We start from the raw sequence: 26599 nt of genomic DNA, 5'->3' as shown, positions 1-26599 counted from the left end.
GGGGGCATGGCTATCAAGGATATTTTGGGCAAGGTCACGGGCGAGAAGGGGACGCGCCGCGGTTTGATTGTCATCGGCGTGGTGTTCGCGGTCATCGCGGCGATTTTCTACTTCCGGGGCAACGCCGACGAGGGTCGCGTGACGCAACTGCGGCCGGCGCCGGGGCAGCAGCCGACAGTCCAGGGCGGCAATGTCGTCTCGCCGACCTACATGCAGGCCCTGCAGGATCAGGACAATCAGCGGGCATCTGAAGCCCAGGCCAAGGGCGAAAGCACAGTTCCGACCATCATTCTGACGCCGCAGGGCAAGGGTGCTCCGGAGGAGCCGGATCGCCAGCGCGCGCGGCTGCCCGGGAATGAGCCGCCGCGTCAGGATGCGGTGGTGGTTGCGCCGCCACTGCGTGTTCCTGCCACACCTCCGCCGCCGGCGATTGTTCGGCCGGTCAATGACCAGGTTGTGCAGAACGTCACGCGCAGTTTCGGCAAGATGGAAGACGACAAGCTGGCCGGCGCGAAGGTCGAGTATTTCAACGACGGCAAGCTTGTTGGCCCGACCGTCGATCCTATGCGGCAGCTTGCCCAGATCGTCTCGGCCAACCAGGGTAACCTTGCGGACTCGCTGAAGCCCTTCCCGGGCACCGTGCTCTACGCGGAGATGGTCAGCGAAGCGAATTCGGATGCGCCGGGACCGGTGCTCGCGCGCGTCCTGCAGGGGCCGCTGTCGGGAGCGACCCTGATCGGGTCCTTCAAGGTCGCCCAGAACTCGCTCGTGATCGACTTCAAGAAGATGACCGTCGTCGACATCCGGGGCGGCAATAAGGTTGCGCGAACGGTCGATGTCGAGGCCTACGCGGTGGACACCGACAAGCTTGGCACAGCGCTCGCAACCGACGTCGATCGTCACTTGTTCCAGAAGGTCGCGATCACGGCGGCGGCGTCGTTCGTCCAGGGCTTTGGCAACGCGGTCGGACAGTCGGGAGCGACGGTGTCGCGCGACACGACCGGCACGACCATCGCCTACCCGACGCTCGACACCAGGCAGCAGTTGATCGTGGCGGGTGGACAGACTGCGGGACAGGTCGGGAACATCCTGACCCGCGAATTCGGCAACGTACCGACTACGGTCAAGGTGCGTTCGGGGACGCCGATCGGCATCCTCTTCTTGTGATGTGAGGGAGAACTTCCATGGCTCAGCCGGGAGAGGACGTCGATTTCAACTTCTCGTTCGACGAGGAGGAAACGGGTGGTGCCCGCAAGGGCGGTGCGAACGCCGCTGGTGGCGGCTTCGGCGGCGTGCCGCCAGTGCGCGGCCGCGAGGCGGCGGCTCCGCCGCCGCAGGGCATGCACGATGAATTCGACGCATTGCCGGACAACCCGACGGGCTTCGGTGCGGATCCTGTCGCCCATCAGGTGGGCGACAGCTTTGATGATGTCGACGCTGGCGATGATCATGTCGGTTCGCGAACCGCGTTTGGCGAGCAGGAGCACATCGAAGGTGCGCCGCGTATCTATGCCGAAGCCGAGGGCGACCAGTTCGCCGCGAGCGACGAGCCGATCGAGAATTTCGATTCAGACGGTCACGACGATTTTGACCACGCCACCGGCGATCACGTCGCCGGCGAGGTTCATTCCGACGAGGACGATGAGAACGTACTTCGGCACGCCGAACACCATGGCGACGAAGATCGTGATCTCGAGAATGCTCCGGTCGCGGCACAGCGCTCGCTGCTTTCGCGGCTGATCATGCCGGTCGGCGGCATCGCGTTGCTTGGAGCGGTCGGGTATGGCGCCTGGAGCTATGTTTCGCCGGTTTTCTTCGGTCAACCCGCCGTGCAGACGGCGCAGGGGCCGCAGCGCATCCAGATGCCCCCCACGACCACGATGCCGAACGGGATGCCAGCTGGTGGCTCGCCTGCCGTCCAGCGGCCGCCGATGCCCCAGGAATCCCAGGCGCAGCCGCGGCCGCCCGTCCAGCAGGCCATGCAACGTCCGGCCCCGGCTCAACAGCCGTCGGCCCAAACGCCAGGAACGCAGCCGATCCAGGTTGCGTCTGCCGTGCCCGATGGGATGACCGGGATGAACCGGCCGTCCCAGGGAGGGGCCGACGAAGCGCTCAAGGGCATTTCATCCCAGCTCGAAGTCATCGGCGCCAATATTGGGCGCGTGAATTCTCGCCTGGAGGTGCTCGAGCGCGCGGCCCAGGCCGATCGCAGCGATTTCTCCGGTCGCATCGCCGCGCTGGAGAGCAAGGGGCCGGCATCGGCGCCGGCGGGCAAGGCGCCGGTGGCGACGTCCTCGCCGATCATGCCGTCCGTAGTCTCGATGGAAGCCAAGACATCTCCGGCAAAGGAGACCAAGGCTCCCTCGCTCGTCTCCGAGCCGAAAAAGACCAAGGCGGTGACGAAGGCGGAAGCCGTTGACGAGGATACAGCGCCGAAGGCGCGGCGCGGCAAGGGCCGGAGCCGTCACGCGGCCAAATCGGACGATGGCAGCGATCCAAGTGACGTCGCGATGGCCGGAGATGAACCGCCGGCCAAGCCGATGCGGATCTCGGGTCTGCGCCTGAAGGCAGTGTCGGAGATCAACGGCCGTTCGATGGTTTCGGTTCAGACCGCCAAGGGCCGGACCGAGGAATTCACCGTTGGCCAGTCAATCCCGGGTGCGGGCGAGATCCAGTCAATCCGCCAGAACGGCGGGTCCTGGGTTGTTGTCACCAGCCGTGGCGTCATTGTCGAGTAATTGAGGTCCCTGCCTGATGGCGTTGCTTCGAAACCAGCCGTTGTTGCCGCTCACGCTGAATATCAAGCGCGAGAAGTGGCGTGACGAAAGGGATCCGAACTTCTTTGCCTCCGACAGTGAGTTCGAGCAGGTCAAGAAGCGCGCGCTCGAACGTGACGACTATGCTTGCCGGTTTTGCTCGTTCCGCGTGCCTCCGTCTCCGCGCGGCACGCACTGGCAGGAGGTTCATCACCTCAATGACAATCACGAAGACAACCGGCTCGAGAACCTCGTGACGTCGTGTCAGTATTGTCACATGTGCCAGCACATCGGCCTCTGGGGATCGAAACGCGAAGCGGTGCTGATCTGGCACCCGGAACTGACCCAGGTGGAGCTCAACCATACCGTCAGAATGATTCAGGTTGCCAAGGCCTGGGCTGCCGAGAAGCGCGCGGATGTCGCGAAGGTGGCGCCTGGCATGAAGCGTGCGGCCGAAGATGTGGCGGCGTCGGCGTCTCGAATTGCCGACGCTGCCTCGGCGTATTTTGCTGCGTTGAAGGACCGGCAAAATAGAGCTCAAGCCGACTTCAAGACCGCGGATGCTCTCGATCTCGCCAACGTTCTGATGTTGGCCCCTGACGAGGTGTTCGTCCGCAAGGATTCGTGGACGCAAGGCCTTAGGTTGCTCCCGCTCGGGATGAGGATGGTCGAGAATGGCCACGACCGTGCTCAGGACTGGCTCGAGGTCTGGATGGGCAAGGGAGGGCCGATAGCCAACCTGAAGCCGGACACCTGGAACGGGCTCCTCTCCATCGCCATGAAGAAATGAGCCGGCGATGGATGAGGACGAGGGCATCAACCGGCGTTTCGGGGTAGTTTTGTTCGACTCCCCGGACGATCCGGGGGGACCGGCTTGGGTCGGCATCGCTGGCCAAAGGCAGGCCAAGCGAATTTCGGGCGTGCACGAGCTGTCGACAGACATCATCTGGCTGACGAACGTGCAATACGGCGTGTTCTTCAAGCTTGGCGGCAGCGATATCTGGCGCAATCCGTGGCTTCGGCACGACAAGTATCTCGTGGTCAGTCCGCAGGACATCCTCAAGGAATGGGGTTACGACCCGCAGATTGCGACCGCCACGTTCGTGGCGCCGTTTGTCGCCGAAGTGTTCGCTCGCATCATGAGGATCGCCTACAACCTGGTGCGCTCGACCGATCCCAAGCTGCGCATGGACAAGCTGTTCGAGGGCAAGACGCTCCGGGATGACCTGCGTCGGCTCATTCCTGCCGCGGAGTATCCGCAAGGCGAGGCCGCTGCCATGATGAAATCGGGGCAGGCCTACACAGAATTCACGTCGGTCACCGGCGCGGTGCCGAAGAATTCGCGTTGGGTGAGGCTGCGCATGCCGCGGGTCAGTTACTGCTGGGAGATGTTGCAGACGCCATTTCCCGAGGGGCCATGGGAACATGTCGGCCGGCGTGAATTGAACAAGATGTCACCGGAGGAGCGTACGGCCTGGGTCGGCGAGCTTCAACAACCGGTCATGGCCGAGGTGACGCTCGGTTCGATGAAGCAAGAGGTCGCGCCGATCTACGGATTTGGAGCTTCTACCGACAAGGAAAAGAGAGTGCAGCGGAGCTGGGTGGCGCACCCGGAACTGCCGATGTTGCGTCGCTTTGCGGAGGTTGACGTCAAGAGCTTCTGGAAGGGGGGAGGGCTGAAGCCGCTGGTGCCAAGTTTGCCCGAGGCGGTCATCAAATTTCTGTCCGACAAATACACTGACCTGTCCTGGTCCGCCGGCATCATCGCTGAGACTCTCTGGAGAGCGGCCGCCCTGCCGGAAGACAAGAGCAAGGCCGGAACCAAGTCCGCCGGCAGCGAGCGCCCGGACACGTCCTGGCGTGGCGCCTGGATCAAGGCTGCCGATAAATCCAGTTTGTTCATGAAGGCATTGCAGTTCGGAGATGCAGGCTTTGCGGTGCGCTCTTACGGGCTCGGCTGGATATTGTGTGCGGTGGCCGAGGAGGACATTGGGACGCTTGTGAAGGATGCTGCGGCCGCCGGACTGATGCCAACCTTTGTCGATGTCCCGGATGGCCTCTTTCGAGCGGATACGATGCCGAAATGGGGCGGTGAGCCGCGCGCCGGCGTCATGGCGCACGGTATTCAGTCCAAGCAGCGCAACTGGCTCTGGAATTTGGACGCGATTGCCGCGATGCCCGACGACCAACGTCGCGACCGCCTGGACAGCGTCTGGAAGGCGAAACAGGCCGGCAAATGGGGATAGTTGGCTCGTTGAGGGTAGACGAGGCTATCCAGGGTGTTTGGTCGTCTCTTGCTTGTCAGGCACGGCGTTCTCGCCGCGGCGCTTGCCTGACGGTCGGAACCGCTCACATTTGCAGCCGATAGCCTCCGGCTCGTTGTTGCCGATCGCATCGGTGTCGCAGTAGTAGCCGCCCTGGGAATGGACGCCGAGCGAATGCCCGCACTTGCATAGGCGGTCGAAATCACCGTCGTAGTCGTATCGGCCGGTTTTTGGATCCCGGAAGGTGCGCGTGCGTTTCATGGGACCCCGACAGCCTTGCCGGTTGCGAGCCGCACGACCTCCCGCATCGCCTCATCCCGCGTATTGATCGCAGCGAGCGTGAGTGCCTGGTCCTTCGGAATGTCCTTCAGCCTGTGGAGGGTGTCCGCAAGCTCCCTGACCTTGCCGCCGGTGCCTCCATGCAGGAGACTGGACACGTTCCAGTCGAGCAACTCCTGGCATCGCGCAATGAGATCTGCGTCAGTGGCCTTCACCTGTACGGGCAGGGCAACCGGCGGAGACAGGGCCGCGAGAACGTCTCTTGCGATCTTGGAGGCCGTCGCGTGGTCGTGGGTGTGGAGTTTTGCCGCGCCCATGATGGTGTCGTGCAGAGCCGCTGCTTGTACCGGGGCGGCCGAAGCAATATTGAGCGCCACGAGAATGTCCTTCGCGATCTCACCATTCTCGGCGGTGCACACGTGGCCGTTTTTGTCTCCGATCTCGTTGATCGAGAGATAGATGCCGAACGGTTGCTCGAGGACCTTGAAAGGCGTTTCCGTGCCATCGCGCGCGCACTGAATTGCCTTAAGCTGTGCGGCCAGTCCGTCGGCCCGCTTGTTGGCGCTATCGGCCAGGGATTTCCAGCTGTCGCGGTCGCGGCGCAGGAATGCGACATCGTTCTCGAGCTCGCTCATAGGCACGTTCTCCGGAGCCGGTGGTAAGGTAGAAGCGAACCCGGGAGCAAAAGCATGGCCCGTGGGCTTCTGCCTTGCTCCCGGGTTGACGAAGGATGATGCGCGGTTGGGTCAGGCCGGGCAGCCGATGAGACGCTTCAAGGTGGAGACCTCGTTCTCCAGCGTCTCGTCCTTGGTGACCAAGGCCTCGATCTTGCGGACCGCATGGAGGATGGTCGTGTGATCGCGACCGCCGAAGCGCCGGCCGATCTCGGGCAGCGAGCGCAGCGTCAAGCTCTTGGCGAGGTAGATCGCGATCTGACGCGGCCGCACGACGTTGGAGGTGCGACGGGCCGAGATCATGTCGTCCTTGCTGATCTTGTAGAAGCGCGACACCACCTTCTGGATGTCCTCGATCTTGACGCGGCGGGCCGGCTGGGCCTCGGTGATCTGGCGAATGGCAGCTTCTGCCATGTCCATCGTGACCGGCTGGTTGGTCTGGTTGGCGAGACGAGACGCCGTATTGATGTGGTTGAGAGCACCGACGAGATCGCGGCCGGTGGTGACGATGGCGCCCGACAGATGCTCCAGGACGTCTTCGGTCACCGCCATCGACGGGTAATCGGACTTCAGGTGCGAGCTGAGGATGCCCAGGCGAGTTTCCTGCTCGGGGTTGCTGATCTCCACGCAGTAGCCGGCCTTCAGGCGGGAGGCGAGACGCTCGTCCTGACAGTCGAGCTGGCCGGGGGAGCGATCGGCGGCCACGATCACCTGGCGGCCGGCATCGATCATGGCGTTCACGATGAGGGCGAGTTCGGTAACCGTGCTCTTGCCCTGGAGGAACTGCAGATCATCCATCAGCAGGATGTCGACATTGGCGAGCACACTCTTGAGGTCGAGTCCGCGGTTCTGTGCCGTTCCGATGAAATTGTACATGAAGGATTCGGCGGTGACATAGAGGGCGCGGCCCGGATTATCGGCTGCGATGGCCTGCAGCAGATGGGTCTTTCCGAGACCCACTCCACCATAGATGTAGAGCGGATTGAATGCGGTCTTGTTGACCGCGTCGACGCTCGCCGCAAGCTTGGCGGCGTTCAGTGCGAGGCGATTTGACTCGCCACAGACGAAGGTTGCGAAGGTGTGTCGCGCATCGAGCGAGGTGCGGGCGACCGCCCGGTCTGGCGCCGTCGCCGCGGGTCTTGCGAAATGGCTGACCGAGCTCGTGGTGCTGCGCCCCTTGATTTCGATGTCGTTCTGGGTGGCCGGGCGAGCGATCGGTGAGCGGACCTGGATCTCGACGACCGAGACGGTCGGGTGAATTTCGCGCCAGATGTTGAGCAGGCCGTCGATATAGTGGGACTGGATCCAGGATTTGAGGAAGCGGGTCGGTACCGACAGCACGAGCTTGCTGCCGACCATGGAATCGAGCTTCAGGGATTGGAACCAGGCGGTGTAGATGTCGGTGCCGTAGACTTCCCGCAGGCGCCCCTTGTATGCCTCGAAGTTCTCCTTCGCTGCGGCCATGTCGTTCTGCGGAAAATCGATCACCTCGCCTGAGCGAGAGTCAGCCTCCGCGACGGTAGCGGGAGCCGCCTCTGCCATCGCGGCGACCGGGGTCTCGATCTTGATGTCGGCCGGCGCCTCGATGGCGAGCGGCGCGGTGGCGACCGTCTCGACCTCAATCGGTGCCTTCGTCACGGCCGGGCTCTCGGCGGTCGTCGCCGCAGGCGCTTCGATCGGAAGGGTTTGTTGAACGAGCGCGATCTTCTGCGGAGCGGAGGGGCTCTTCTCCGTGCGGCGCTTCGTCTTTGCGCCATCGATCTTTGAGGTGATGTCGGAGTTCGGCGCCAGGGCGAACAGGGTCAGGGCTGGAACGGAGGTCTGTGTCTGAGGGGCTTCATTGGAGGCGCGCGGCGAGGGCGGCAATGCCACGACCGGCTCGGGCTTGGTGGCGAAACGGCCATTGTTGCCCCGCTTGGAATACCGGTGGTTGGCCGGCTTCGCGGAGTCCGTAGCGACTGCGGCCGGTGTGACGACGGCGGCAGCCTCGGCAGTCATGATGGGGCTCGGCTGCGCGGGATGGTCCTGGCCGTTGCGGCTTGAGTTCGCGAGCGGGAGGATTTCTGCGGTCGCCGTGCCGTCGGTCGCGACGTCAATCGAATCCTTGGAGGCAATCTGAATATCTGCGCGCAGCGGGATGGTCTTGCCGGGGATAGCGTGGATCGGAGCGATATCTGTGATGGTGGTCTGGATGACGTGGATCGGTGCGATTTCGCTGGCTCCGATGACTTCTGCTAGCGCTTCTTTCGACATGTAGGGTCCCCCAATTGATCGGTTTGTTTGAGATCGAATGATGGCAAACTATGACAAGGAATCCTGCACAGCGGAAGGGCTTTTTTTTGGAAATTGAATCCTTGCGACTTTCTGGCAACGAATCCTTGGAAGCTCTGCAAAATGAGGGAGCTAGACGCGAAGAAAGATGCTCGCGCGACGCGCAGTCACGATTAGCCTTTGTTGGTATCGTTAACGCGGTGTTGTGGAATCGCGAGAGCCGTCGATCTACGGAATGCTGTCGTGAAAACAGTACGTTGGCAGTCACAGGATCTGGATTTTGGGGCTCAGGCGGCGGCCGGAAGCACCTTGGCGCGCCGGTCGACAATCCCTTCGTGCATGGCCTGGAATGTCGAATACGACCGCACCCTTGCTTCGAAGCCGTCGGACAGCAGATAGCGGCCCGGCATGATATCGGCGAAGACCCTGTTCTCGCTCAGCGCCACGTCAATGCGGACACGAACCGCGCTGGGGTCGTCGTCGTCGCGTACCGCATCCAGCGTCGACATGATCAACTCGGCATCCACCGCGGCTACGCCATCGGACAATTCCGTCCTCTTGAACGCGATGTCGCGCTCAGACGCTCCTGATGACCTCAGCTTTTCGAGACTTTCAAGTTCTGCACCGCTCGGCTCCCAGGATTTGTGATCCAGGAAGATCGTGATGTCGCTGCGTACCTTGGCGAGATAGTCGGCGGCGAGATAGATGCTATCAGGCCATATAGCGACTTCCCCGCGGGCATCCTGGCTCATCCGGGCCTTCACAATGATAGGCTCGCGACTCGCTTTGGCGACCATGAGCAGGGACGAGATCTGGTTCAGAGACATGTCGGCGCCGCGCGAGGAAAAGAAGCGCAGCAGGTATTTGCTGGATTTGCTCTCTTCGACGATCAGCTGAAGGTAGGTATTGCCCTTGCCGCTGACCTTCCGCTCGAAGTCCTTGACGAGGCCGGAAAGTAACACCCCGGAGAGATCCGCGTGGCGCTCGCGAACCATCTCGTCGACATACTCTTGTTTGCTGCGAATGCCAGCCTTGGCGAGGCGGAATTTCAACCGGTCGAGCGGGTGGCTCTGCAGATAAAACCCGAGCGCATCAAATTCGCGGTCGGCCTTGTTGTCCCAAGGCTTCATGTCCGCGATCTCGGCGGGGAGTTGAACTTCCACGTCTTCAGCGGAGAAGAGGCTGCCTTGGGACAGCGTCGATTTCGCTCCCTTGACGTGCCACTGGATCGCTTCGAGCGCGCGCCGCCGGTTGTCATCGAACGAATCGAAACAGCCGACCTGGGCGAGGTGGGTCAGCTGGGTCTTGTTGAACAGCTTGCCGGCTCGCTTGGCGAAGTCAGCGAGATTTTTGAATGGACCGCCTTCCGCGCGGATCCGTTCGAGCTCGTCGAGGCCATCGGAGAGTCCCTTTACGTGCTGCAGGCCGAAGCGGACGCCGATGACACCCTTTGCGTCGACCTCTGGCATGTAACGCTTGAAGGAGCGGTTGATGTCGGGCAGGTCGTAGCGGACGCCAAGGCGATCCATGTCGCCCTTGATGTTGTCGATTTTCTCGGGGAACTTTTCGTAGGAAAGCTGAGCTGCAAAGAACGCCGCTGGGTAGTGCGTCTTCACATAGGCGGTGCGATAGGCAATCAGCGCATAGGCCGCAGCGTGGCTCTTGTTGAAGCCGTAGCTTGCGAACTTCTCGATCTTCTCGAACAGGTCGGAGGCGTCTTTCTCCCTCACGCCGGTGGCGACCGCGCCTTCGATGAACTTGGCCTTGTTGGCGTCCATTTCCGCCTTGATCTTCTTGCCCATGGCCCGTCGCAGCAGATCCGCTTGCGCCAGCGTGTAGCCAGCGACGTCGCGGGCGATCTGCATCACCTGTTCCTGGTAGACCATGATCCCGAAGGTTTCTTCCAGGGTGGCCCGTGTCCGGTCCTTCGGTTCGGGATAGTCAGGCTCGGCGTGCCCGTTCTTGCACGCGTTATAGATCGGGAACATCTCCATCGGGCCCGGGCGATAGAGGGCGTTTGCCGCGATCAGGTCCTCGATCCGGGTCGGTTTCATGTCCCTGAGGTTCTTGACCATGCCGCCGCTTTCGAACTGGAAGACACCGGCGGTATGACCGTCCTCGAAGAGCTGGTAGACCTTGGGGTCATCAAGCGGAAGCGTGGACAGGTCGAAGTCGGGCAGGTTGTAGAAATTGCGAATGTGCGAGGTAGCCTCGCGCAGGATTGAAAGCGTGGTCAATCCGAGGAAGTCGAACTTGACGAGCCCGGCGGTCTCGGAATCTTTCATGTCGAACTGGCAAAGCCGATTCTTGGCCTTGTCGTCGTAGCCGACAGGAACGAGGTCTCGGATCGGCTTGCCTGCGATGATGATGCCGGCCGCGTGCGATGATGAGTTCCGATAGAGGCCCTCGATTGCGCATGCGTTCTCATAGAGCAGGCGCAATCGGTCGCTCGATTCGATCTCGGCTTTGAAGCCCGGCTCCTTCTCCATGACTTGCGGAAGGGTCAGCGGGTTGGAGGGGTCGTCCGGGACCAGGCTCGTCAGATGCTTGCGCTCACCGTAGGGGTAACCACCGTGAACTGGATGGTGGAGCACGCGTCCGACGTCGGAGATGGCGGTCTTGGCTTTGATCTCCATGAAGGTGACGATGCCGGCGACGTGATCGGCACCGTACTTCTGGCGCACGTAGCGGATCACCTCGCCGCGGCGGTCCTGGCAGAAGTCGACGTCGAAGTCGGGCATCGAGACGCGGTCGGGATTGAGGAACCGCTCGAACAGCAACCCAAAGGGAAGCGGGTCGAGGTCGGTGATCTTCAACGAGTAGGCAACCAGCGAGCCCGCGCCGGAACCGCGGCCCGGGCCGACAGGGATGCCTGCCGCGATGGACCATTTGATGAAGTCCGAAACGATCAGGAAGTAGCCGGAGAAACCCATCTTCTGGATGACGCCGATCTCGTATTCAAGCCGCGCTCGGTATTCGGCGTGACGATCCTCGGGGATGCAGTTGACAAGCAGGCGCTCCGTCAGACCCTCATGCGCCTGGCTGGTAAGCTCCTGGTCTTCGGTGCGTCCGTCGCCGCAGGCAAAGGGCGGCAGCAAAGGCGCCCGGCCTTCTGCCTTGAACGCGCAGCGGCGAGCGATCGCGATCGCGTTCTCCAGGGCGCCTGGCATGTCTGGAAAGAGCTCGGCCATCTCCTCCGCCGATCGGAGGTGGTAATATACCGCATCGGGCCCGCGAGCATTGTCACCGGTGATTTGGCCCTTCTCCCGGATCGCATGCAGCAACTCGAAGGCGGTATGTCGGTCGCGCGTGGCATAATATGTTTCGGCGGTGGCCACGCACGGAAGCTTCTCTTCCGTCGCCATCCGGAACAGGACGTCTTCGATCGCAAGCGCATCAGCGCTCGGATGGGTGTTTCGGCAGAATTCGACGTAGCAGCGCTCGGGCGCGAGGTCGGCGAGGAACGCCAGGATTTCGCCGGCGAGGCCGCGGTCTCGCGCCGCAAGGCGCGGCAAAAGCCCGTCGGGACCGCCAGTCAGCACGATGACGCCATCGAGTGCATGGGGGTCTTCGATCGTGGCGAGCGGCAGCGTCGGATGCCCGTCGAGGCGGTTCGGAACCTCGCTGCCGTCATGGCCTTTCTGCGGCAGCCACGACTGTTCGACCAATTTGCAGATGTTCTTATAGCCGACGTCATTGGTTGCGAGCAGCGTGAGGCTGCCGTGGATCGTTTCCTTGCGATAGGGGATCTCGGCCCAGATTTTGGCTCCGACGATCGGCTGGATTCCGGCACCGGCGGCTTCCTTCGAGAAGCCCAGCGCGCCGTACATATTTGCGTCATCGGTGAGTGCGAATGCCGGAATGTTCAGCCGCTTGGCCTCGGCGACCAAAGCCTTCACGTCGCTCGCGCCTGTGCCGAGGGTGAAGTCGCTGTGGACGCGGAGATGTGGGAAGGCGGTCATTGACGAATCCGGGTATCGGTGTTGAGCAGCCCCCATTCATTCATGGTCGCTCGGCTTAGGTCCAGAAGGATTCGATTAATGGTGGGGATTCGGGGGGAAAAGCCGGGTCGACCTTGACGGTGCCGCGCTCGGAAGTCGACCATCGATCGCAAATAGTGAGGTGTGATTCCAGGTGACAATCGAAGTTAACCAAATAAGCGAATCCTTGAGCGAGGAGCAGGCGGCGGCCGTGCGGGCCGGCGGTGGCCGCGCCGTTGTGATGGCGGGAGCCGGGACCGGCAAGACGACGACCCTCGTCGGTCGCATTGCCTTTCTGCTGGCCTCTGGTGTCGACCCGAAGACAATTACAGCGGTGACCTTTACGAACAAGGCCGCCCGCGAGGTTGCCACTCGGTTGAAGAAGAACCTGGGAGACACCGCTTTCGGCGTGCGCGTCGGCACCTTTCATTCGCTCGCCTGCAGGCTCTTGCGCCGATGGCCGGGGCATGCCGGTCTCGACGGGCCCGATTTTCGTGTCCTGGACGAGGACGATGCCAGATATCTGGTGCTTTTGGCCGCGGTGCGTACCGGTCTTGTGCCGGCCTTCGAGACACCGTCGCGGGATGGTCTTACTCCCGCAGAGTGGGAAAAGAAGGAAGCGGCGGCCCGGAAAGCCTGGGAGCTGAAAGCCGAAGATCCTGTCAGGGCAGCGTTCCGGCAGATTACCCTCTGGAAGGTCTGGGGTCTCACGGCGGAGATGGTCGAGAAGCCGGATCGCCCGGCCCGGCCCGATCCGGTGCAGGAGAGGCACGCCCAGGTGTTTGCCGCCTATGAATACGAATTGCGCAGGCGCAACTCGCTGGATTTCGCCGACCTTGTTTCGCTGGCAGCGCGGACTATGGGCAAGCATCCCGAAGTGCGGAAAGCGGAGAGCTCGAAGGTTCAGTATCTGCTGATTGACGAGGCCCAGGATGTCAACGCCGTGCAGAAGCGGTTTGCCCAGTTCCTGGCGGGGATTCACGGCAATATTTTTGCGGTGGGCGATGAGGACCAGAGCATCATGGGGTTCCAGGCCTCGCAGCCGGATGCGATGCGGGTCATTGCCGGTGAAGGCGCGCGCGGGTTTGGGCTCACGGTCAATCGCAGATGCACCGAACAAATCCTGAAGCCGGCGCTTGAGGTGGTGAACTGGAACCGCGGCAAGAAGGACACCAAGAAGCAGCTGACGTCTGGCCGCGAGGGGGCCGACGTCGAGTTGATCGCCTATCCGACGGAAATTCGAGAAGCACATGCGATCGCCGAGCGGATCGGGGGAATGCTGGACGATGGCGTCAAGGGATCGGAAATTGCCGTCCTTCTGCGGGCGAGTTGGACGATGGAGCCGTTTGAGGAGGCATTCCTCCGCAAGCGGATACCGTTCAATCGTGTCGGAGGCCATTCGCTGCTCTCGCGTGAAGAGTTCAAGGACATGGTCGGCTATTTGAGGCTTGCGGTTGCGCCTCGCGACGATCTGGCTTTCCGCCGCATTGCCAACCGGCCGACGCGCGGGCTTGGCCCCGCGACGGTTGAGGCCATTATCGACGCCGCAAGCTCGCTCGATCTGAATTATTCCGAGGCATGTTTCTCGGTCGCGGGAAGCGAGGTCCGACTTCGGCCGGACGTCAGGGAAAACCTCGTAAAACTGGCCCGCATTCTCGAATGGCTGGCGGTAGACGGCACCGCCGGCCGACAGACCGCGCTGATGCTCGACGCGATCCTGGCCGATACCGGCTATGAAGACTGGATCACGCGGGAAGGGGATAAAAAGACCAAGAGGAAACTAAGGACGCTTGAGTTTGTCCGGCGGGTTGCGCTCGAGGAGGACGACGCGTCGGCATTCGCTCAGGCGGTCGCGCTCATGACTGATCTCGACGAGGAGGAGGACGCAGAGAACTCCATACGACTTTCGACGATCCATTCCTCCAAGGGTCTCGAGTTCGACCACGTTTTCCTGCCAGTTTGGGAGACGGGGATTTTCCCGTCCGAGAGGGCGGTCAAGGCGGGTGTCGGAGGTCATCTGGGCGATCCGTGGGACGGACCGGTCGGTGGTGGATTGCCGGAGGAGCGGCGCTTGGCGCACGTCGCGCTAACCAGGGCGAAGAAGACTGTTCACGTCTCCTATGCCATGACGCGCACCGCTGGCGGGTTCGGTGGTGGCCCATCGTCCTTCGTTGCCGAGGCCGGCCTGTCCTTCGTGGATATTGTCGAGGGTGAGGGGCGCCAGGGCAAGGTGACGCGACGTAAGGCGGCGGCCGGTCGGTCCGGCTTTGCCAGGCGCAAGAGATGAACATGGGAGACGCTGCAATGAGGATCCTGGGCGCTGGTTTCGCCCTGGCCTGTCTGGTCGCGCAGCAGGCACCGGCACGAGCCTTTGACGTTGCGACAGTGCACCCGGGCTGTCAGCAGGAGCGGGCCTGGTGTGAACGCGCCGCGGCGGTGTCTTACGGGGATCCGGCCCGGTTCAGGAACGCTCTCAGCGCGGTGATCGCCGTGGACTGGATGAAGACTGTCAGGGAGGCGCAGCGTCAGGCGGCCGCGAACGGCCACTCCGTCTCGGCGCCATCGGCCGAGGAAATTGCCGCCGAGCTCATTCAATCGTGGCGGGCCGGTGGGGCATGCTGTGAAGTGAAATTGAGGCCGCCGATCGATGAACAGCGGGCAGCTTCTGCTGTTGGTGAGTTTGACCGAATTTGCAGCCGCAGTCGTGACGGCAGCAAAAGCGGGGATGAACTCGCCAACGAGTGCCGGGAAGCGGTTGGCGCAACGAGAGCGCCCCAACGCTGAAGTCCGGCGACGTTAGAGAGGATAGGATGATTGGACGCTGCATTGCGCCACGCTGGAAGGATTGGATCTGCGGCGCGCGCGCCCCGACGGGCGAATGGTGTTCGATCACTCGTCGTCTTCCACATACTGGAAGACCAGGGTGTCATCCTTGGTGGACACGACGTGACAGGTTGAATCTACTCGGGGAGCCGGTCCGTGCATGGTTACCGACTTGTCGTCGGAGCCCACTTCGCCGGTGACGGCGTATCCAATCGGGCCGCACCGTTTGTTGAAAATGTAGGCCGTGCCGCTGTAAGAGTCGCCGGATCGCCGACCGCTGAAGAGCAGCGTGCCTGATTGGACGCCGATATCCATCAAACCTTGACGCGGCGAGATGTAAAAGAAGTCCCGCTTGGTTCCACTGGCACTTAACCTCACTGTTGAGCCATTGTGGGTCCAATGAGGTGGTGAAGCCTTATGGCAGCCCCACGGGGCAATCTCGTTGCCGCCCCGCACGATCGTGCATTTCAGGGAAGAGAAGTATGGGCCACTGTCCGCGGCTCCGTAAGCGAGTTGGGCTTCAGTGGGCCAACCTGTTCGGATCAGTGCCTTGACGGTTACGAGCCCTTCGGCCGACTCGTTCGTTGTCGGGTTTTCGAGCCGCCATTCAACGTCAGTCGTAATCCGAGAATCCCCGTCGTCACCGACATCGACCTTCGGAGCACTGCCGGAAGAAATACGAAAGCGGCGTTTGGGCCATCGTTCAGCAAATCGGACGTCCGACCTATAATTGTCGGAATCTGTGTAGCCATTCAGCCAGTTGTCATGAAAGGTCTTCAGACGAGGGATTGTTTCTGTATTTGGGCCGGACCAACTCTCGAGGTACTCGGACAGGAATCGTTGGAGCTGATGCGACATCCAGTTGTCGGCGCCACCGAAGCTGTTGTGATAGTGAATCCTCGATTTGTAGGTGGCCGCCTCTCGCCAAAGGTCGAGATGCATGAAAATGGAGGAGGCACATTCTTCGTCGTTATTGCCGCCCGACGTATAACCGACGAAGAACCATCGCCCGTCCTTTGCTCGGATAAACCTGGGGCCTCCGCTATCTCCGTGCTGGACTGGATTGACGCCAAAGTCGTTTTGCCCGGTACACCAGAGTTCAGGAGGAGCAAAGATCCGTCCGTTGGCATGCACCCCGGCAATCAGGGGCACCTCAACGTATCGGCGGCGACCGTCAGACTTGCAGCTGTCCGGGCCTTGCTCACGTTGATAGTCGTTGCAGAAATAGATCCCGTAACCCACGGCCATCGCTCGCAGGCCGGAATAGTCGCCAAGCAGTTCCTTCATCTTGGCCTCAGAGAATTTCCCTCGGCAGCGCTCGGGGGGAAGCTGGCCTGTTACGTCGAAATCATTCGTGCTCCAGGCACACGAGGGTGCGTCCAGCAGTTCAGTTGCCCAATGTGGGAAGCCTTCGACCTCGACGTTGTCGGCCGGAACAATAAATGCAATGTCCTGTAAGGACATCAGATGGAAATTAAGCGCGACGACGTCGGCCGAGGCGACACCTTTCGAGTTGAACCATTTCGAGTAGGCAAGTTCGAATTCCTTCGGATAGAAGATCTTGTAGTCCGGAACAGTGTGAGAGACCCCATCCGCGTCTGTGTAGATGACGTTGATGCGCTTCACGCGGCCATGCTCTGGATCCCAAACGCAATGCGCGGCGGTGCTCACCAAACCTGTGATGCTAACGGCGCCAGAGCAGTTCCAGCGCGCGCCGTCGTTGGCTTCGGCTTTCAACTGAACGACGAAAGGAAAATGGTCGTCGGTGTCTAGCGTGCCAACGACGGCGCGGACGGGCGTCGATAAGGTCGGGAGCCCAACCAGGGAGGCCAAGAGAGCCTTTATAAAGAGCCGCCGGCAGAGTGTCGAAAGCTTGCAATTCCAGATCATTTGCGACGAATTTCGCGTCAAATATTTGAAGAAACGGTCTTACCTGGCATCGCACTCATGTGGCGTGTTGTCATAGCCCAAACGAGCTATGCCGAGATCAACGGCCGCGATCTTTTGAGGCTGAAGGCAGCTAGAGGGGGGTGCAGGTCACGTGAACGCCGAATTCCCGGCCACAGATCTTCCTTTGCTCGCCAAGGACGACCAGGCGGTCGTCCTTGTAGGCGATCCCGTTCAGAGCGTCCTTGATGGCCTTGACCAGATTGTCCATGTCACCGTCGCTGGAGTCCGTCGGCCAAAGGGTCTCGTCGCCCTCGAACACGAAGGTCATCTGCATCGCGAGCGGTCGCTCGATTGCTGGCCTTCCCGCCATGGCGCGGTTGGCATGCAATGCGACCTGCTTTTCGAAGGCCGCAGTGCGCTCGGGCGTGTAGGTGTGATGCTTGAGTTTGTCGATCAGCCCGCGAAACGCGAGTAGGTTGCCGCGCGATTGAACGAAGCACTTTTCGATCAGCGATTTTGGCAGCATTGTTCGGGCTCGCGCCTTCGGGATCGGCTCGATTGGCACGAAGAACGAAATTGGCGGCCCGCTCTCGGGCGAGACTCGCAGCCTGCCACGCTTGGCGTGAGCTCGCGGTGCATCGCTCCGCCGTAATCCAATCCTTCGCGCGGTCGATACGCGGCCGTCGGCGCCCGGGATCAGGCCGAGCCGCTCGGCGTCCTTGGTGCTGATCCTGGCCAACGAAGTCCCCGTGTTCGCGTTGCGTTCCAGGCGACGATGCCGGTCGCTGCAGCAATGCGCAAGGGCTGAGCGGCAGCTGCTCACCGATTTGAACGGACGGTCAGCGGCCGAAGGCACCGAGATTAGTGGAGCGGTACGATGGACTGGAACGGGTGGAAGTCGGGATCACGAATTCTGCCCGTAATTGAAAACTGGTGGAGGAAGCCCAGCTGCTCCATGTCGTCCCAGGTTGCCGGGCCCCGACAATGCGCCCGCTGGCTACCGGACAGCACCAGACGGCGAGATAAACCGTGGCTGAGGCGGGGGGACATACGGGCGAGGCGCACTACCGCCGCCGGAACAGGCCGTGGAGTCGCCCGTGCATCCTCCGCGAGAAGGCGCAACATATGTCTGGGACGGTCGGCTCGGGGCAGTCTGGGCCTGTTGCGGTCGGCCTTGATAGGAATAGGACGGGCTGGGGGCCTGGTAGATATAGCCGGAATCGTCAGCGGGCTCAGGTTGCGGAAGGTAGCTTGAAAGGCTGTTGCTGATGTTCTGGTGCGTCATCTCTACACGCTGCAAAAGCTCACGTTGACTTTCGGCTTGCGAGTCGGGATCTCCTCTGGCGAGCGTTTGGCACAGGTTCCGGCGAGCGCTCGCGGTGGTGCGGCACGTATTTCCTTCCAGCCTGACCCAATCGGCTGGAAAATTCTCCTTGTAGTACTGACTGGTGTTACCACTACAGGTCGCCAAGTCTTGTTCGTGATTCTCGGCGCATCTCGCAAGCGCGTCCCTTTGCGCGGTGGCCTTGTACGCCTCTTGCTCCGACTGGACGGTGTCGCTGAATTGTCGATCCTGCTGTCGCCGAGCGTCGTCAGAATTTGTATTCCTTGCCTGCTGAGAGGCAAGGCGGCTTGCGAGATCAGACGAAGTGGAACTGCTCGGTGAACCGGAGGAGGATTGTTCGGTGTGGCAGCCGGCGTAGATCCGATTTGACTCGTCAATGACCTTGTTGTCGGCGTCGATTTGATCATGACACAACTGGAGCCGATGGTAGCAATCCTGCCATGCTTGGCTCGACACGCTATACTGCTGATCACATGACTTCTGCCCGGAGAAGCCGCAATTTCGATCATCATAGTGAATGTGCGAATATTTGGTTGTCGGGCATTGGTTCGCGGCAAGTGTGCTTTTGATAGCGGAGAGGTCCTGAGCAGAAGAGGGGGCGATTGACCCCAGCACCAGGATCATGACGGAGCCGATCAGCCAGGCGATGTGGTTCAGTACCGATGGTTGAAGCGAGCATTGCACCGAGGAAACTCCCAAGCCCTAGTTGAATCCGCTGGAGGAGGCCCAGCCGTTTTTGCCGTTCCAGGTGACCGGGCAGAAGGGGTAGGTGGTTTTGCCGTCGCTGCCTGGCTTGCAGCCGGCTTCGTCGACGGCAATGGTCTCGCCGGCGGGGATCTGGACGATCACGTCGCGATCGAGCCCGGGACCCTGACGCAGGTTGATGTAACCGCCCGAGGCCGCGCTCTTGACCGTACGAGATGTCAGCTGCGGCGTCACGGGCTTGGCCGTGGCGATCAGCGCATCGAAGGCGGCTTTGGCATTTTCTCGGCTTGCGTCGTCACAAAACAAGAAGAGGGACGCGTCGGAAACGTAGCTCGATTCTCTCATGTCTTGCGGGCCGATGTCGCGAGAAATTCGCCCACGAATGCATTTGCGATCGGATTTGCAATGGAGCCGGAGGTATTTGCCGGTTCGTCGGTAGGGCAATGTGCCGTCAGCAACGATCTCGGAAGATGACAAATCGGCGAAATTTGCAGTGGTCGTTGAGCTTTGGTGCGATTCGCGAGGTCCGGGGACCTCTTGTCGATCCTCGTACATGAACTGAGCATCAAAAAGGCCTCTGACATGACTGGTGACGACGAATCCAGTCGTGCTTCCCGAGAAGCTTGATCTTTCGATGTCCTTCACCTCCTGGCCGGCCTCCCAGTAACTGGTTGGCGGCGCCGGACACGCAAACGCGCTCGCGAGGAGTTGCTCGGCAACCTGTGTCTGATCGTCGGCGAGAGCGGTCGCCGAGCCTGGAGCCGAAAAGGCAAGGATCGCCACAAAGAGTTTTCGCACGGAGGTTCACCTCAAAAGTCGTCAAATATTGGATAGAGCTTGAAAGCGTCTTCATGACCCAGATGGGTTACGGTTGCTAGAGGATCAGGAAGCATCAAGGTAATCGGTTAACGGGCTGCCCGCGTTGCTGCGAACAGCGAAAAATTCAACAGGGCATACGGATGGGTCGTCCCCTCAGGAAATCCAACTGCCAGTCTAGGCTCGAATGTCGCCCATCTGTCAGGATGACGCTTGTCGCGGTCGACGGCATCATTCGCCGCCGGATGAGGAAAGCGGGAAGGTTCCGTGCCGGATCGTAGCCTTCTCGTTAACGAGGGCGGTCACTGCGAGGAATGGGCCGGTCGGGCAGCCGGAATTCAGATAGCGTTGCGCTGGCTCGGCAGCGCTGATGTAGAAACGCCGTGAGGACGGATAGTCTCGAGCAAGCGCTCCTTTCATGCGTTCTCGTCCGTAGGAGAAAAGATCGACCATGCAGCCGGCCGCGAGTCCCGGGCTCTGGGCCCGGCTTTCTCGCTCGATGTCTTCGAAGGCCTTTTCGGCGTCGGCCCCCGAGAAGCTCGTGTGCGGCCAGATCAGTGCGGCCAGGGCGGTCCAGAGAGCAATCGATGCAAGCGTGATCTTTGCTGATCGGGTCGAAGCCGCTTGGGAGGCATCGGCATGGTGACTCTCGGACGTGTCTGGGATCTCCGGAAGCAATTTGAAGTCTCCACAATCGGCGGCCACGGTTCGGCGAACTCATTGGATATCGGTCGAATCCTTGGAGTCCCCGTTGACACTGTCCACCATAGGCGCCCGAATGAGGCCAGCGAAAAGGATTGTTGGCTTATGGTGAAGATCGAACCGGACGTCTCCTACGTCTCTCTGGATACCGAAACGACTGGCTTCAAGCCGTCGGAGGGACACCGCATCGTCGAACTGGGTGCGGTCGAGTTCCGCAACGGAATTCTGACGGGCAGGCACTATCATGCCTACCTCAATCCGGAACGAACCGTGGGGGACTCCTTTAATGTCCACAAGCTGTCGGATGAATTCCTGGCCGAGAAGCCTCTCTTCGAGGAAGTCGCTGACAGCTTTCTCGAGTTCCTGGGTGACTGTCCCTTGGTCATTCACAACTCGGAATTCGATCTCTCATTCCTCGACGCCGAGTACGCAAGGCTGAAGCGCCCCGTGTTTCGAAAGGGACGCACGGTCATCGACACCTTGCGGGAAGCGCAGCGCAGATATCCAAGAGCGCAGCATTCGCTCGATGCCCTGTGCGACCGCCTGAAGGTTGATCGCTCGCGGCGCGAAAAGGGACACGGCGCGCTTCTGGACTCAGAGCTTCTCGCCGAGATGGCGATGAAGATGTTTGGCGTCTGGGGGCTTTCACACGCGTTCGGCACGAAGGAGACCGTGGTCGCGGTCCAAGCGGCAGGCAAGATTGCTCTGCAGCCCCGGGCGGTCATCGTCTCGGCGCCGAGCGAAGCGGAAATGGCCCGTCACGACGCATTCGTTGCCAAGCTCAAGAATCCGATCTGGAAGGCGACTGCGGCGTAAGGCTCTGCCGGCGGAAATGGCTGATTAAAGCCCCAACTCATCAGGAGATCGGCCGACGCGGACCCAGTCTCGGCGGAGGTCGGCGGCCGGCTGAACGAAGGGATGGGAGGCGTGCGGCTCCAATTGCCGCCGCGTCCAATCGAATGCCTGCCCCCGGACGACAGTGACGGCGTGAAAAAGTAGGGGTCTCGGGCAGGATAATTGTCGACACGATCGCGGAAGGTTCGCCTTGACCCTAGCAGGTAGACTACGCGCGCGCCGGGGACCGCCCTGGCGAACAGCCCGGCTGCCCAGCAGCACAAGCCAGCGCTATCCTCAGGGGATCGCAGTTCCGGGAAGCGACGGTCGAACGACGAGACAATTCGCGGAAGCGTTGCGATCATCTCTTGCGGTCGGCAAAGAGCGGTCGAAGACCGCCGATGAGGGCTTTGGCGGCGTGGACGAGCAGAATCAGGAACATCGGATTGTTTGTACGTTGCGGGCATTTTGTTCCATTTGCGGGGACGGTCAGCTTGCGTCAACGGTCCTTGGGAGTTCCTCCACAATTGCACCCATGTTATCGGTTGGTTAACCGCTGATGAGGCAATCGAATGCTTGGGCGGCGACCCGAGAGGATACGATGGCTTCCGACAAGAAGAGCAAGAATGTGCCGGATGAAGATGCGTTCGAGCGCGCCTACGGGACCGCGCTGAATTCCGGAGACGTCGAGGAGCTCGAGCGTCTCAATGTCGTCGCCCGCGAGCGCCGGAGTCGGCCTCGGCCCGCAAAATCCCGGGAATAAGCGAATCCTTCGCGATTGCGACATGCAGACCACCGTGGGACGCTTGCCCCATGGAACCGGTTCTTGCAGCTGATAACGAGCAGGAGGTCTCCTCTCGTCTGGTGCGCTTCCTGACTGGGGAGGCCGCAGGCGACGATTGGGAGCGCCGCCGGCTGCGCCTGTTGATCCTCCAGGAGGAGCAGCGTCCCGGCGTTATGGTGCACGCGATGCGCGTCGCCGAGCGGGCCACGGCGCTTGCGGGCGAGCTTGGCATGTCTCCCTCCGAGATCGAAGAAGTCCGGGATGCTTGCCTGCTTCATGATATCGGCAAGATCGCAGTTCGCGAGGAAGTCCTGTACAAGGCGGGCGCCCTGAATGAGCCGGAGCGGCGCGAGATGCGGCTTCATGCCGCGTTCGGCTTTGGCCTGCTCGACGTGCCGGGCGCGCCCCAGGCGACGCTGGACATCACGAAGTACCACCATGAGCGCTATTCGGACGGAATGGGCTATTTCGGGCTGTCGGGGGCGCAGATCCCGCTGACGGCGCGGATCGCTGCGATCGCCGATGTCCACGAGGCGCTGACCGCCGAGCGCGAATACAAGGCCTCCATCCCGGAAGGGCAGGCACTGGTGATGATGATTTCGGAAGGCGATGCACCCGCAATTGGCCGAAAAGCGTTCGATCCAACCCTTCTGAAGCTGTTCGTCGAGATGCGACTGTGTGACCGCAGCCTTGATGCCTCACCAGAGGACCGCGAGCGCCTTTCAAGTTTTACCGGCGTTTGGCCCACGCCCCCCGAGATTGTCGCGGCGCTCGGAGTGTAGGTGCCCAGCTGGGACCAGACCTCGGTCCCGGACGCCATCCATCCGGGGGTTCTAGGCGGCCTGGACGGCTGGTTCCGGCTCGTCCAGCTTGCGCAGCGCGCGGATCAACGCCCCGGAATCCTCCTGCGTCCCAGGATGTTCCGGGCCGAAGTAATCGGCTGTTTTGACAAAGGGGCGTCTCTCCATCGTGCTCTGATAGAGGTGGCCGAAGAGTGCCGCTGGCGACAGCGGCCGCATGACGATGGAATTCACGCCAGTTGCGAGCAGGGCCCTGGCGCCGGTGACCGTGAGCGCCGGCGTGATCGCGATCACCGGGGTCTCATTACGAGGGAACAGGGGGTTACGGATGCGCCGCATGGCGGCGACCAGCTTGACCGTCTCGCTGCTCCAGTCGGTGATCAGTACGTCGGGTGCCAGCAGGTCGATCTGGTCGGGGAGGTGTGAATCCACCGAGCATTCGTGCACCGTCTTGATTCCGAGATGGGTGATCAGGCGGGCGGTCTGCCTGCGAGACTCGAGTTTAGGGTCCGCTACCACGGCCGTGAGATGGCTGATCTTGGCGGGCTGGACCCGAATCTGGGGCGTTCGTGGCATCCGTGTTGGCTGAAACATTGCGCGCATTCTTCTCCGGTCCCCTTATTTGCATGCGGCCTGCAAACAAATGATGAGCCTGGAACCGGAGAATCGAATAAAAATGAATCCTTGAGACTACGGAGCTCTGCCTTGGGCGGCGATCGGCCCAGGCTCGAGCTTCCACGCCGTCTGAACGAGGGTACCCAAGGACTCGCTGTTCTTCAACGAACGGTCGATCGAGTCCAAGCACTCCGGTCCGCGGTCACTCGACCAGCGATGACGCTGTCCCCACAACTCCATGGAGCTTTCGCCATCCCAACCGGCATCGCGGAGCTGTTGCATCAGTGTCTCCTGCGGGTCGCCGATGAATGACGTGGTCCGCGCGACCGCTGTGATTTCCAGTGTGCCGGAATCGTAGGTGAAGGCGACGATTTCGGCGAATGCGCCCCAATGGCGAAGATCGCCCGACACATGGTTCGTGAAGAGATCGCGGACGGCGCCGGACGTCGATTGCTGGGCGACGTCTTCCGGGATCCAGTCATGGGTCAGAACGAGGCCCAAGATCTCACGGACTTCCGCTTGCGTGTAGGTGCGTTCATTGCTCATGGGACAGCGCGCTCGTGGTGTTTGAAGTGGTTGGGATCACGGTCGCTTGTCGTCTTGCAAGGAGCAAGATGTGATCAGTGAGCCGCCCGGTCGTGTTCGGTATCTGCGCGATCCGCTGGGGCGCCATCGGGGAGCTGCCAGGTCTTCATGCCATGGAGCATCGCCCAGGCATCCATCAGTTCGGAGCGAGACAGCATGCCGTCCTTGTCGACATCGGCGATCGCGGCCGCGGCGCGGGCCCGGCGCTCGATCTTGGCGCGAGTGATCGTTCCGTCGCCCTCCTGGTCCATGGATAGCAGGTAGCAGTTTTGGCCGCCCTTTTGCACGGCCTGGTCGCGAGTGACGAGCTCGTCTGGTCCGGCCCCGAATTCCCGCAGAATCTCGGTCGCCTGGATCGACACGAACTGAGCGACAGGAAGGCCGCGACCAAGGGACGGGATGGGCTTGGGATCGGTTGTCTTCTCGGGGAACGTGGCCGCAGTTACGAACGCAGCCGTCATCTCATCGATCGAAATCCGGCCGTCGTGATCCTTGTCCATCGTTTCGATGTAATTGCGATACTCATCGCGGACGGCCGCGGTCCTGCGCGGATCCTCGGAGGCGACGAAGGAGATCACCTCCTCGCGGGTAACGATCCCGTCGTGGTTGCGGTCCCAGAGCTTGAACTGATCCAGCTCGTGCTGGAGATATGCGTCGAAGTCTTCGTCGCGACCCGGGATCCGACCCGTCTCGGGATCTGCGAGCAGATCGAAGACCCGGCGTGCGAAGGCCTTCACCTCGTCGGGAGTGATCTTTTCGTCGTCGTCCAGGTCGTAACGCATGGCTCCCTGGACAGCGAGGGTCTCGGCCGGCCCGATGCCGCGGGCGACCACGGATTCGGCGTCAGCCATGTCAGCATAACCATCGAGATTGACGTCGAGCTTGTCCATCAGTCGCTGCGCAGCGACTTCGGCCTGCCTGACGATCTCGGAGGTGACCGGCTTAGGCTTCGGCTTGAAGCGCAGAAAGTCGTCCGCAGCGCGTGTCGGCGAGACTGCCGCCAACGCAAGCGCCATGGTCAGGACAATACTCCCGCCGCCCCAAATCCGAGGCATCACGCGGTCTTCTTTTGGAGGCGATCCCACGCGTTCCAGGTCGCCAGTTGCCAGGCCTCGGAGCGCTGAAGCGTGGCGGAGGGGATGCGCTCGGCGTAGGCGAGAACCTCTGAATACGGCACACCATAGTGCTGCGCGACCGCGAGATAGGGGTAGCTAGTCGAATCCTTGGCGACCATCATGATCTCCTTTTGGCGCGTTAACCGATGGGCGAATATCGGCCTTGGCCGCGAGGCGTGCAACGCCAGAGACCCTTGCCTATCGGGGGCTATCCCCATAAACCTCGGTGATCCAATGGAAACGGAGCCTTGCGATGGCGGTGCAGGAAGCGGCTGTGATCGTCGGACAGAATTGTCGGTGCCGGACGGACACTCCTCGCTACAGCCGGAGATGATCGTCACTGTCGTGCAGACCAAGCCGGGCGGACCACGGCCCCATCCTTCGACGTTCTCTTGACTATAGTCTTTCGTCTAGCCGGCGCGCGGCCAGCGCCAGAGACGCTGCAACCCTGGACCCGGGACCGGCGCGTCGAATGGAGCGATGTCCGTCAACCGCCAGATCCAGCGGCCTGGCGAATAGTCGCCGAAGGGATCGACGTCGGCGTAATCTAGATCGGGGCTGCCGGCGACCTTGTCGACAAGTTCCACGCGGCGCTCTCTCGCGAACGGGACCGCTTCCGAATTGCCCGTTTTCCACGCGCCGAGAAGTCGAACGATCCCGAGCGCAGCACCGCGCGGCAGCGTGTCGATCCAATCCTCGCCGATCGCAGCCGAAATTGCGCAATGCGTCTTGTCGTCGTGCTTACGGCAGATCGTCTTGGCGGCATGGACGACGAAGTGCTTGCCGATGAGCCAGACCGGCGGCGCCCAGGATCGTGTTTCGAAGGGTTTGTACCCCAGGGCAGCGAGGCTCGCCCAGGGTTGGTGCAGGGAGAGAGCTCGGTCGGCGAGCTCAAATGGCGTGAGCGAGCTCATGGGTCGGGCGGCTCTTGACGTGGCGGCTGGCCGGGGAAACGAGGCGTCCGAGCGCCCGCATGCACACCGTAGGGATATGACCGGTTTCCGTGAGGATGTCCTTCATGATGGACATCCCGACGTTCCGGCCGGCGACTTCCTTCACCAGGACGTAGTTGATCTCGAAATTGCGGGCGATATCCGGCACGTCGAAGACCTGCTTGAATTCCGCCGGAGAGGTATTGTTGAACATTGCCAAGGCTTGCGAAAGCCGCATCCGGCCGCGTCCCGTGTCGCACTCGGGGTCGCGATAAGCGGCAAACGCAAGTACCTCGATCTCGTCGAACTGGCGCTCTGAGTTGTCGCCGTTTTCGTATCGCTGGACCAGTTCGCGGATGCGACGCTCGTAATCCTCTCGGGTCCTCAGGTTGCTGTTCCACTTGGACATGGGAATCTCCGGCAGGATCG

At 61.6% G+C, this 26599-nt stretch carries 24 protein-coding genes; 9 read left to right on the top strand and 15 right to left on the bottom strand.

Features of this window, described 5'->3' with window-relative positions; genetic code table 11:
- The first annotated feature begins 6 nt into the window (after positions 1 to 6).
- Genes ACVIGB_RS03470 through ACVIGB_RS03455 form a run of 4 tightly spaced genes read left to right on the top strand, consistent with a single transcriptional unit; the run spans position 7 to position 5002 of the window.
- A complete protein-coding gene (locus ACVIGB_RS03470; protein ID WP_456718132.1) occupies positions 7 to 1167 on the top strand; it encodes a DotG/IcmE/VirB10 family protein in 1161 nt (386 codons plus the stop codon).
- 17 nt (positions 1168 to 1184) lie between these two features.
- Positions 1185 to 2738, top strand: a complete 1554-nt coding sequence (locus tag ACVIGB_RS03465) for a hypothetical protein (RefSeq protein ID WP_456718133.1) — start codon at positions 1185 to 1187, stop codon at positions 2736 to 2738.
- A gap of 16 nt (positions 2739 to 2754) precedes the next feature.
- Positions 2755 to 3546 (top strand): hypothetical protein, encoded by a 792-nt coding sequence (locus ACVIGB_RS03460; RefSeq protein WP_456718134.1) that lies wholly within the window; start codon positions 2755 to 2757, stop codon positions 3544 to 3546.
- Positions 3547 to 3553: 7 nt separating this feature from the next.
- Positions 3554 to 5002 (top strand): hypothetical protein, encoded by a 1449-nt coding sequence (locus ACVIGB_RS03455; RefSeq protein ID WP_456718135.1) that lies wholly within the window; start codon positions 3554 to 3556, stop codon positions 5000 to 5002.
- Between the two features lie 24 nt (positions 5003 to 5026).
- On the opposite strand, the gene ACVIGB_RS03450 is transcribed toward ACVIGB_RS03455, so the two are convergent.
- The 4 genes from ACVIGB_RS03450 to dnaE form a co-directional block, all read right to left on the bottom strand.
- On the bottom strand, positions 5027 to 5281 hold the full coding sequence (locus ACVIGB_RS03450) for a hypothetical protein (protein ID WP_456718136.1): 255 nt from the start codon (positions 5279 to 5281) through the stop codon (positions 5027 to 5029).
- Positions 5278 to 5934 carry a hypothetical protein gene (locus ACVIGB_RS03445; RefSeq protein WP_456718137.1) on the bottom strand — a complete coding sequence of 219 codons (657 nt, stop codon included), beginning with the start codon at positions 5932 to 5934 and terminating at the stop codon, positions 5278 to 5280. The genes ACVIGB_RS03450 and ACVIGB_RS03445 overlap by 4 nt, the downstream gene beginning before the upstream one ends.
- Positions 5935 to 6045: 111 nt before the next feature.
- Complete coding sequence (dnaA, locus tag ACVIGB_RS03440; RefSeq protein WP_456718255.1) at positions 6046 to 7437, bottom strand: chromosomal replication initiator protein DnaA; 1392 nt, start codon at positions 7435 to 7437, stop codon at positions 6046 to 6048.
- Between the two features lie 1094 nt (positions 7438 to 8531).
- Positions 8532 to 12206: a DNA polymerase III subunit alpha gene (gene dnaE, locus ACVIGB_RS03435; protein ID WP_456718138.1), complete on the bottom strand. Its 3675-nt coding sequence runs from the start codon at positions 12204 to 12206 to the stop codon at positions 8532 to 8534.
- A 205-nt stretch (positions 12207 to 12411) separates the two neighbouring features.
- On the opposite strand from dnaE, the gene ACVIGB_RS03430 reads away from it, so the two are divergent.
- A complete protein-coding gene (locus tag ACVIGB_RS03430) occupies positions 12412 to 14511 on the top strand; it encodes an ATP-dependent helicase (RefSeq protein WP_456718139.1) in 2100 nt (699 codons plus the stop codon).
- A gap of 17 nt (positions 14512 to 14528) precedes the next feature.
- On the top strand, positions 14529 to 15008 hold the full coding sequence (locus ACVIGB_RS03425) for a hypothetical protein (RefSeq protein WP_456718140.1): 480 nt from the start codon (positions 14529 to 14531) through the stop codon (positions 15006 to 15008).
- A 105-nt stretch (positions 15009 to 15113) separates the two neighbouring features.
- Here the strand turns inward: ACVIGB_RS03425 and ACVIGB_RS03420 are convergent, their stop codons facing one another.
- The 5 genes from ACVIGB_RS03420 to ACVIGB_RS03400 all read right to left on the bottom strand — a co-directional run bounded on the left by ACVIGB_RS03420 (position 15114) and on the right by ACVIGB_RS03400 (position 20481).
- Positions 15114 to 16880, bottom strand: coding sequence for a hypothetical protein (locus ACVIGB_RS03420; protein WP_456718141.1), 1767 nt, complete (start codon positions 16878 to 16880; stop codon positions 15114 to 15116).
- Between the two features lie 187 nt (positions 16881 to 17067).
- A complete protein-coding gene (locus ACVIGB_RS03415; protein ID WP_456718142.1) occupies positions 17068 to 17676 on the bottom strand; it encodes a RusA family crossover junction endodeoxyribonuclease in 609 nt (202 codons plus the stop codon).
- A gap of 258 nt (positions 17677 to 17934) precedes the next feature.
- Positions 17935 to 18966, bottom strand: coding sequence for a hypothetical protein (locus ACVIGB_RS03410; RefSeq protein ID WP_456718143.1), 1032 nt, complete (start codon positions 18964 to 18966; stop codon positions 17935 to 17937).
- Between the two features lie 18 nt (positions 18967 to 18984).
- Positions 18985 to 19785: an SH3 domain-containing protein gene (locus ACVIGB_RS03405; protein WP_456718144.1), complete on the bottom strand. Its 801-nt coding sequence runs from the start codon at positions 19783 to 19785 to the stop codon at positions 18985 to 18987.
- 249 nt (positions 19786 to 20034) lie between these two features.
- A complete protein-coding gene (locus ACVIGB_RS03400) occupies positions 20035 to 20481 on the bottom strand; it encodes a hypothetical protein (RefSeq protein ID WP_456718145.1) in 447 nt (148 codons plus the stop codon).
- A gap of 129 nt (positions 20482 to 20610) precedes the next feature.
- Here ACVIGB_RS03400 and dnaQ point away from each other — a divergent pair, with 129 nt between their 5' ends.
- The 3 genes from dnaQ to ACVIGB_RS03385 all read left to right on the top strand — a co-directional run bounded on the left by dnaQ (position 20611) and on the right by ACVIGB_RS03385 (position 22905).
- Positions 20611 to 21321 (top strand): DNA polymerase III subunit epsilon, encoded by a 711-nt coding sequence (gene dnaQ, locus ACVIGB_RS03395; RefSeq protein WP_456718146.1) that lies wholly within the window; start codon positions 20611 to 20613, stop codon positions 21319 to 21321.
- A gap of 619 nt (positions 21322 to 21940) precedes the next feature.
- A complete protein-coding gene (locus ACVIGB_RS03390) occupies positions 21941 to 22102 on the top strand; it encodes a hypothetical protein (protein ID WP_456718147.1) in 162 nt (53 codons plus the stop codon).
- Between the two features lie 50 nt (positions 22103 to 22152).
- The gene (locus ACVIGB_RS03385) at positions 22153 to 22905 is read left to right on the top strand and encodes an HD-GYP domain-containing protein (RefSeq protein WP_456718148.1); all 753 of its coding nucleotides are present in this window, start codon (positions 22153 to 22155) and stop codon (positions 22903 to 22905) included.
- 51 nt (positions 22906 to 22956) lie between these two features.
- On the opposite strand, the gene ACVIGB_RS03380 is transcribed toward ACVIGB_RS03385, so the two are convergent.
- The 6 genes from ACVIGB_RS03380 to ACVIGB_RS03355 all read right to left on the bottom strand — a co-directional run bounded on the left by ACVIGB_RS03380 (position 22957) and on the right by ACVIGB_RS03355 (position 26579).
- A complete protein-coding gene (locus ACVIGB_RS03380; protein ID WP_456718149.1) occupies positions 22957 to 23517 on the bottom strand; it encodes a hypothetical protein in 561 nt (186 codons plus the stop codon).
- Between the two features lie 96 nt (positions 23518 to 23613).
- Positions 23614 to 24084, bottom strand: coding sequence for a hypothetical protein (locus ACVIGB_RS03375; protein ID WP_456718150.1), 471 nt, complete (start codon positions 24082 to 24084; stop codon positions 23614 to 23616).
- Between the two features lie 74 nt (positions 24085 to 24158).
- Positions 24159 to 25013 (bottom strand): EF-hand domain-containing protein, encoded by an 855-nt coding sequence (locus tag ACVIGB_RS03370; protein ID WP_456718151.1) that lies wholly within the window; start codon positions 25011 to 25013, stop codon positions 24159 to 24161.
- 164 nt (positions 25014 to 25177) lie between these two features.
- Positions 25178 to 25357: a hypothetical protein gene (locus tag ACVIGB_RS03365; protein ID WP_456718152.1), complete on the bottom strand. Its 180-nt coding sequence runs from the start codon at positions 25355 to 25357 to the stop codon at positions 25178 to 25180.
- 291 nt (positions 25358 to 25648) lie between these two features.
- Entirely contained in the window at positions 25649 to 26152 is a 504-nt protein-coding gene (locus ACVIGB_RS03360) for a hypothetical protein (RefSeq protein WP_456718153.1), read from the bottom strand.
- On the bottom strand, positions 26130 to 26579 hold the full coding sequence (locus ACVIGB_RS03355; RefSeq protein ID WP_456718154.1) for a hypothetical protein: 450 nt from the start codon (positions 26577 to 26579) through the stop codon (positions 26130 to 26132). The genes ACVIGB_RS03360 and ACVIGB_RS03355 overlap by 23 nt, the downstream gene beginning before the upstream one ends.
- Positions 26580 to 26599 lie beyond the last annotated feature (20 nt).

Source organism: Bradyrhizobium sp. USDA 4341 (genome assembly GCF_054063755.1).
This window is presented reverse-complemented; position numbering and strand designations above follow the sequence as displayed.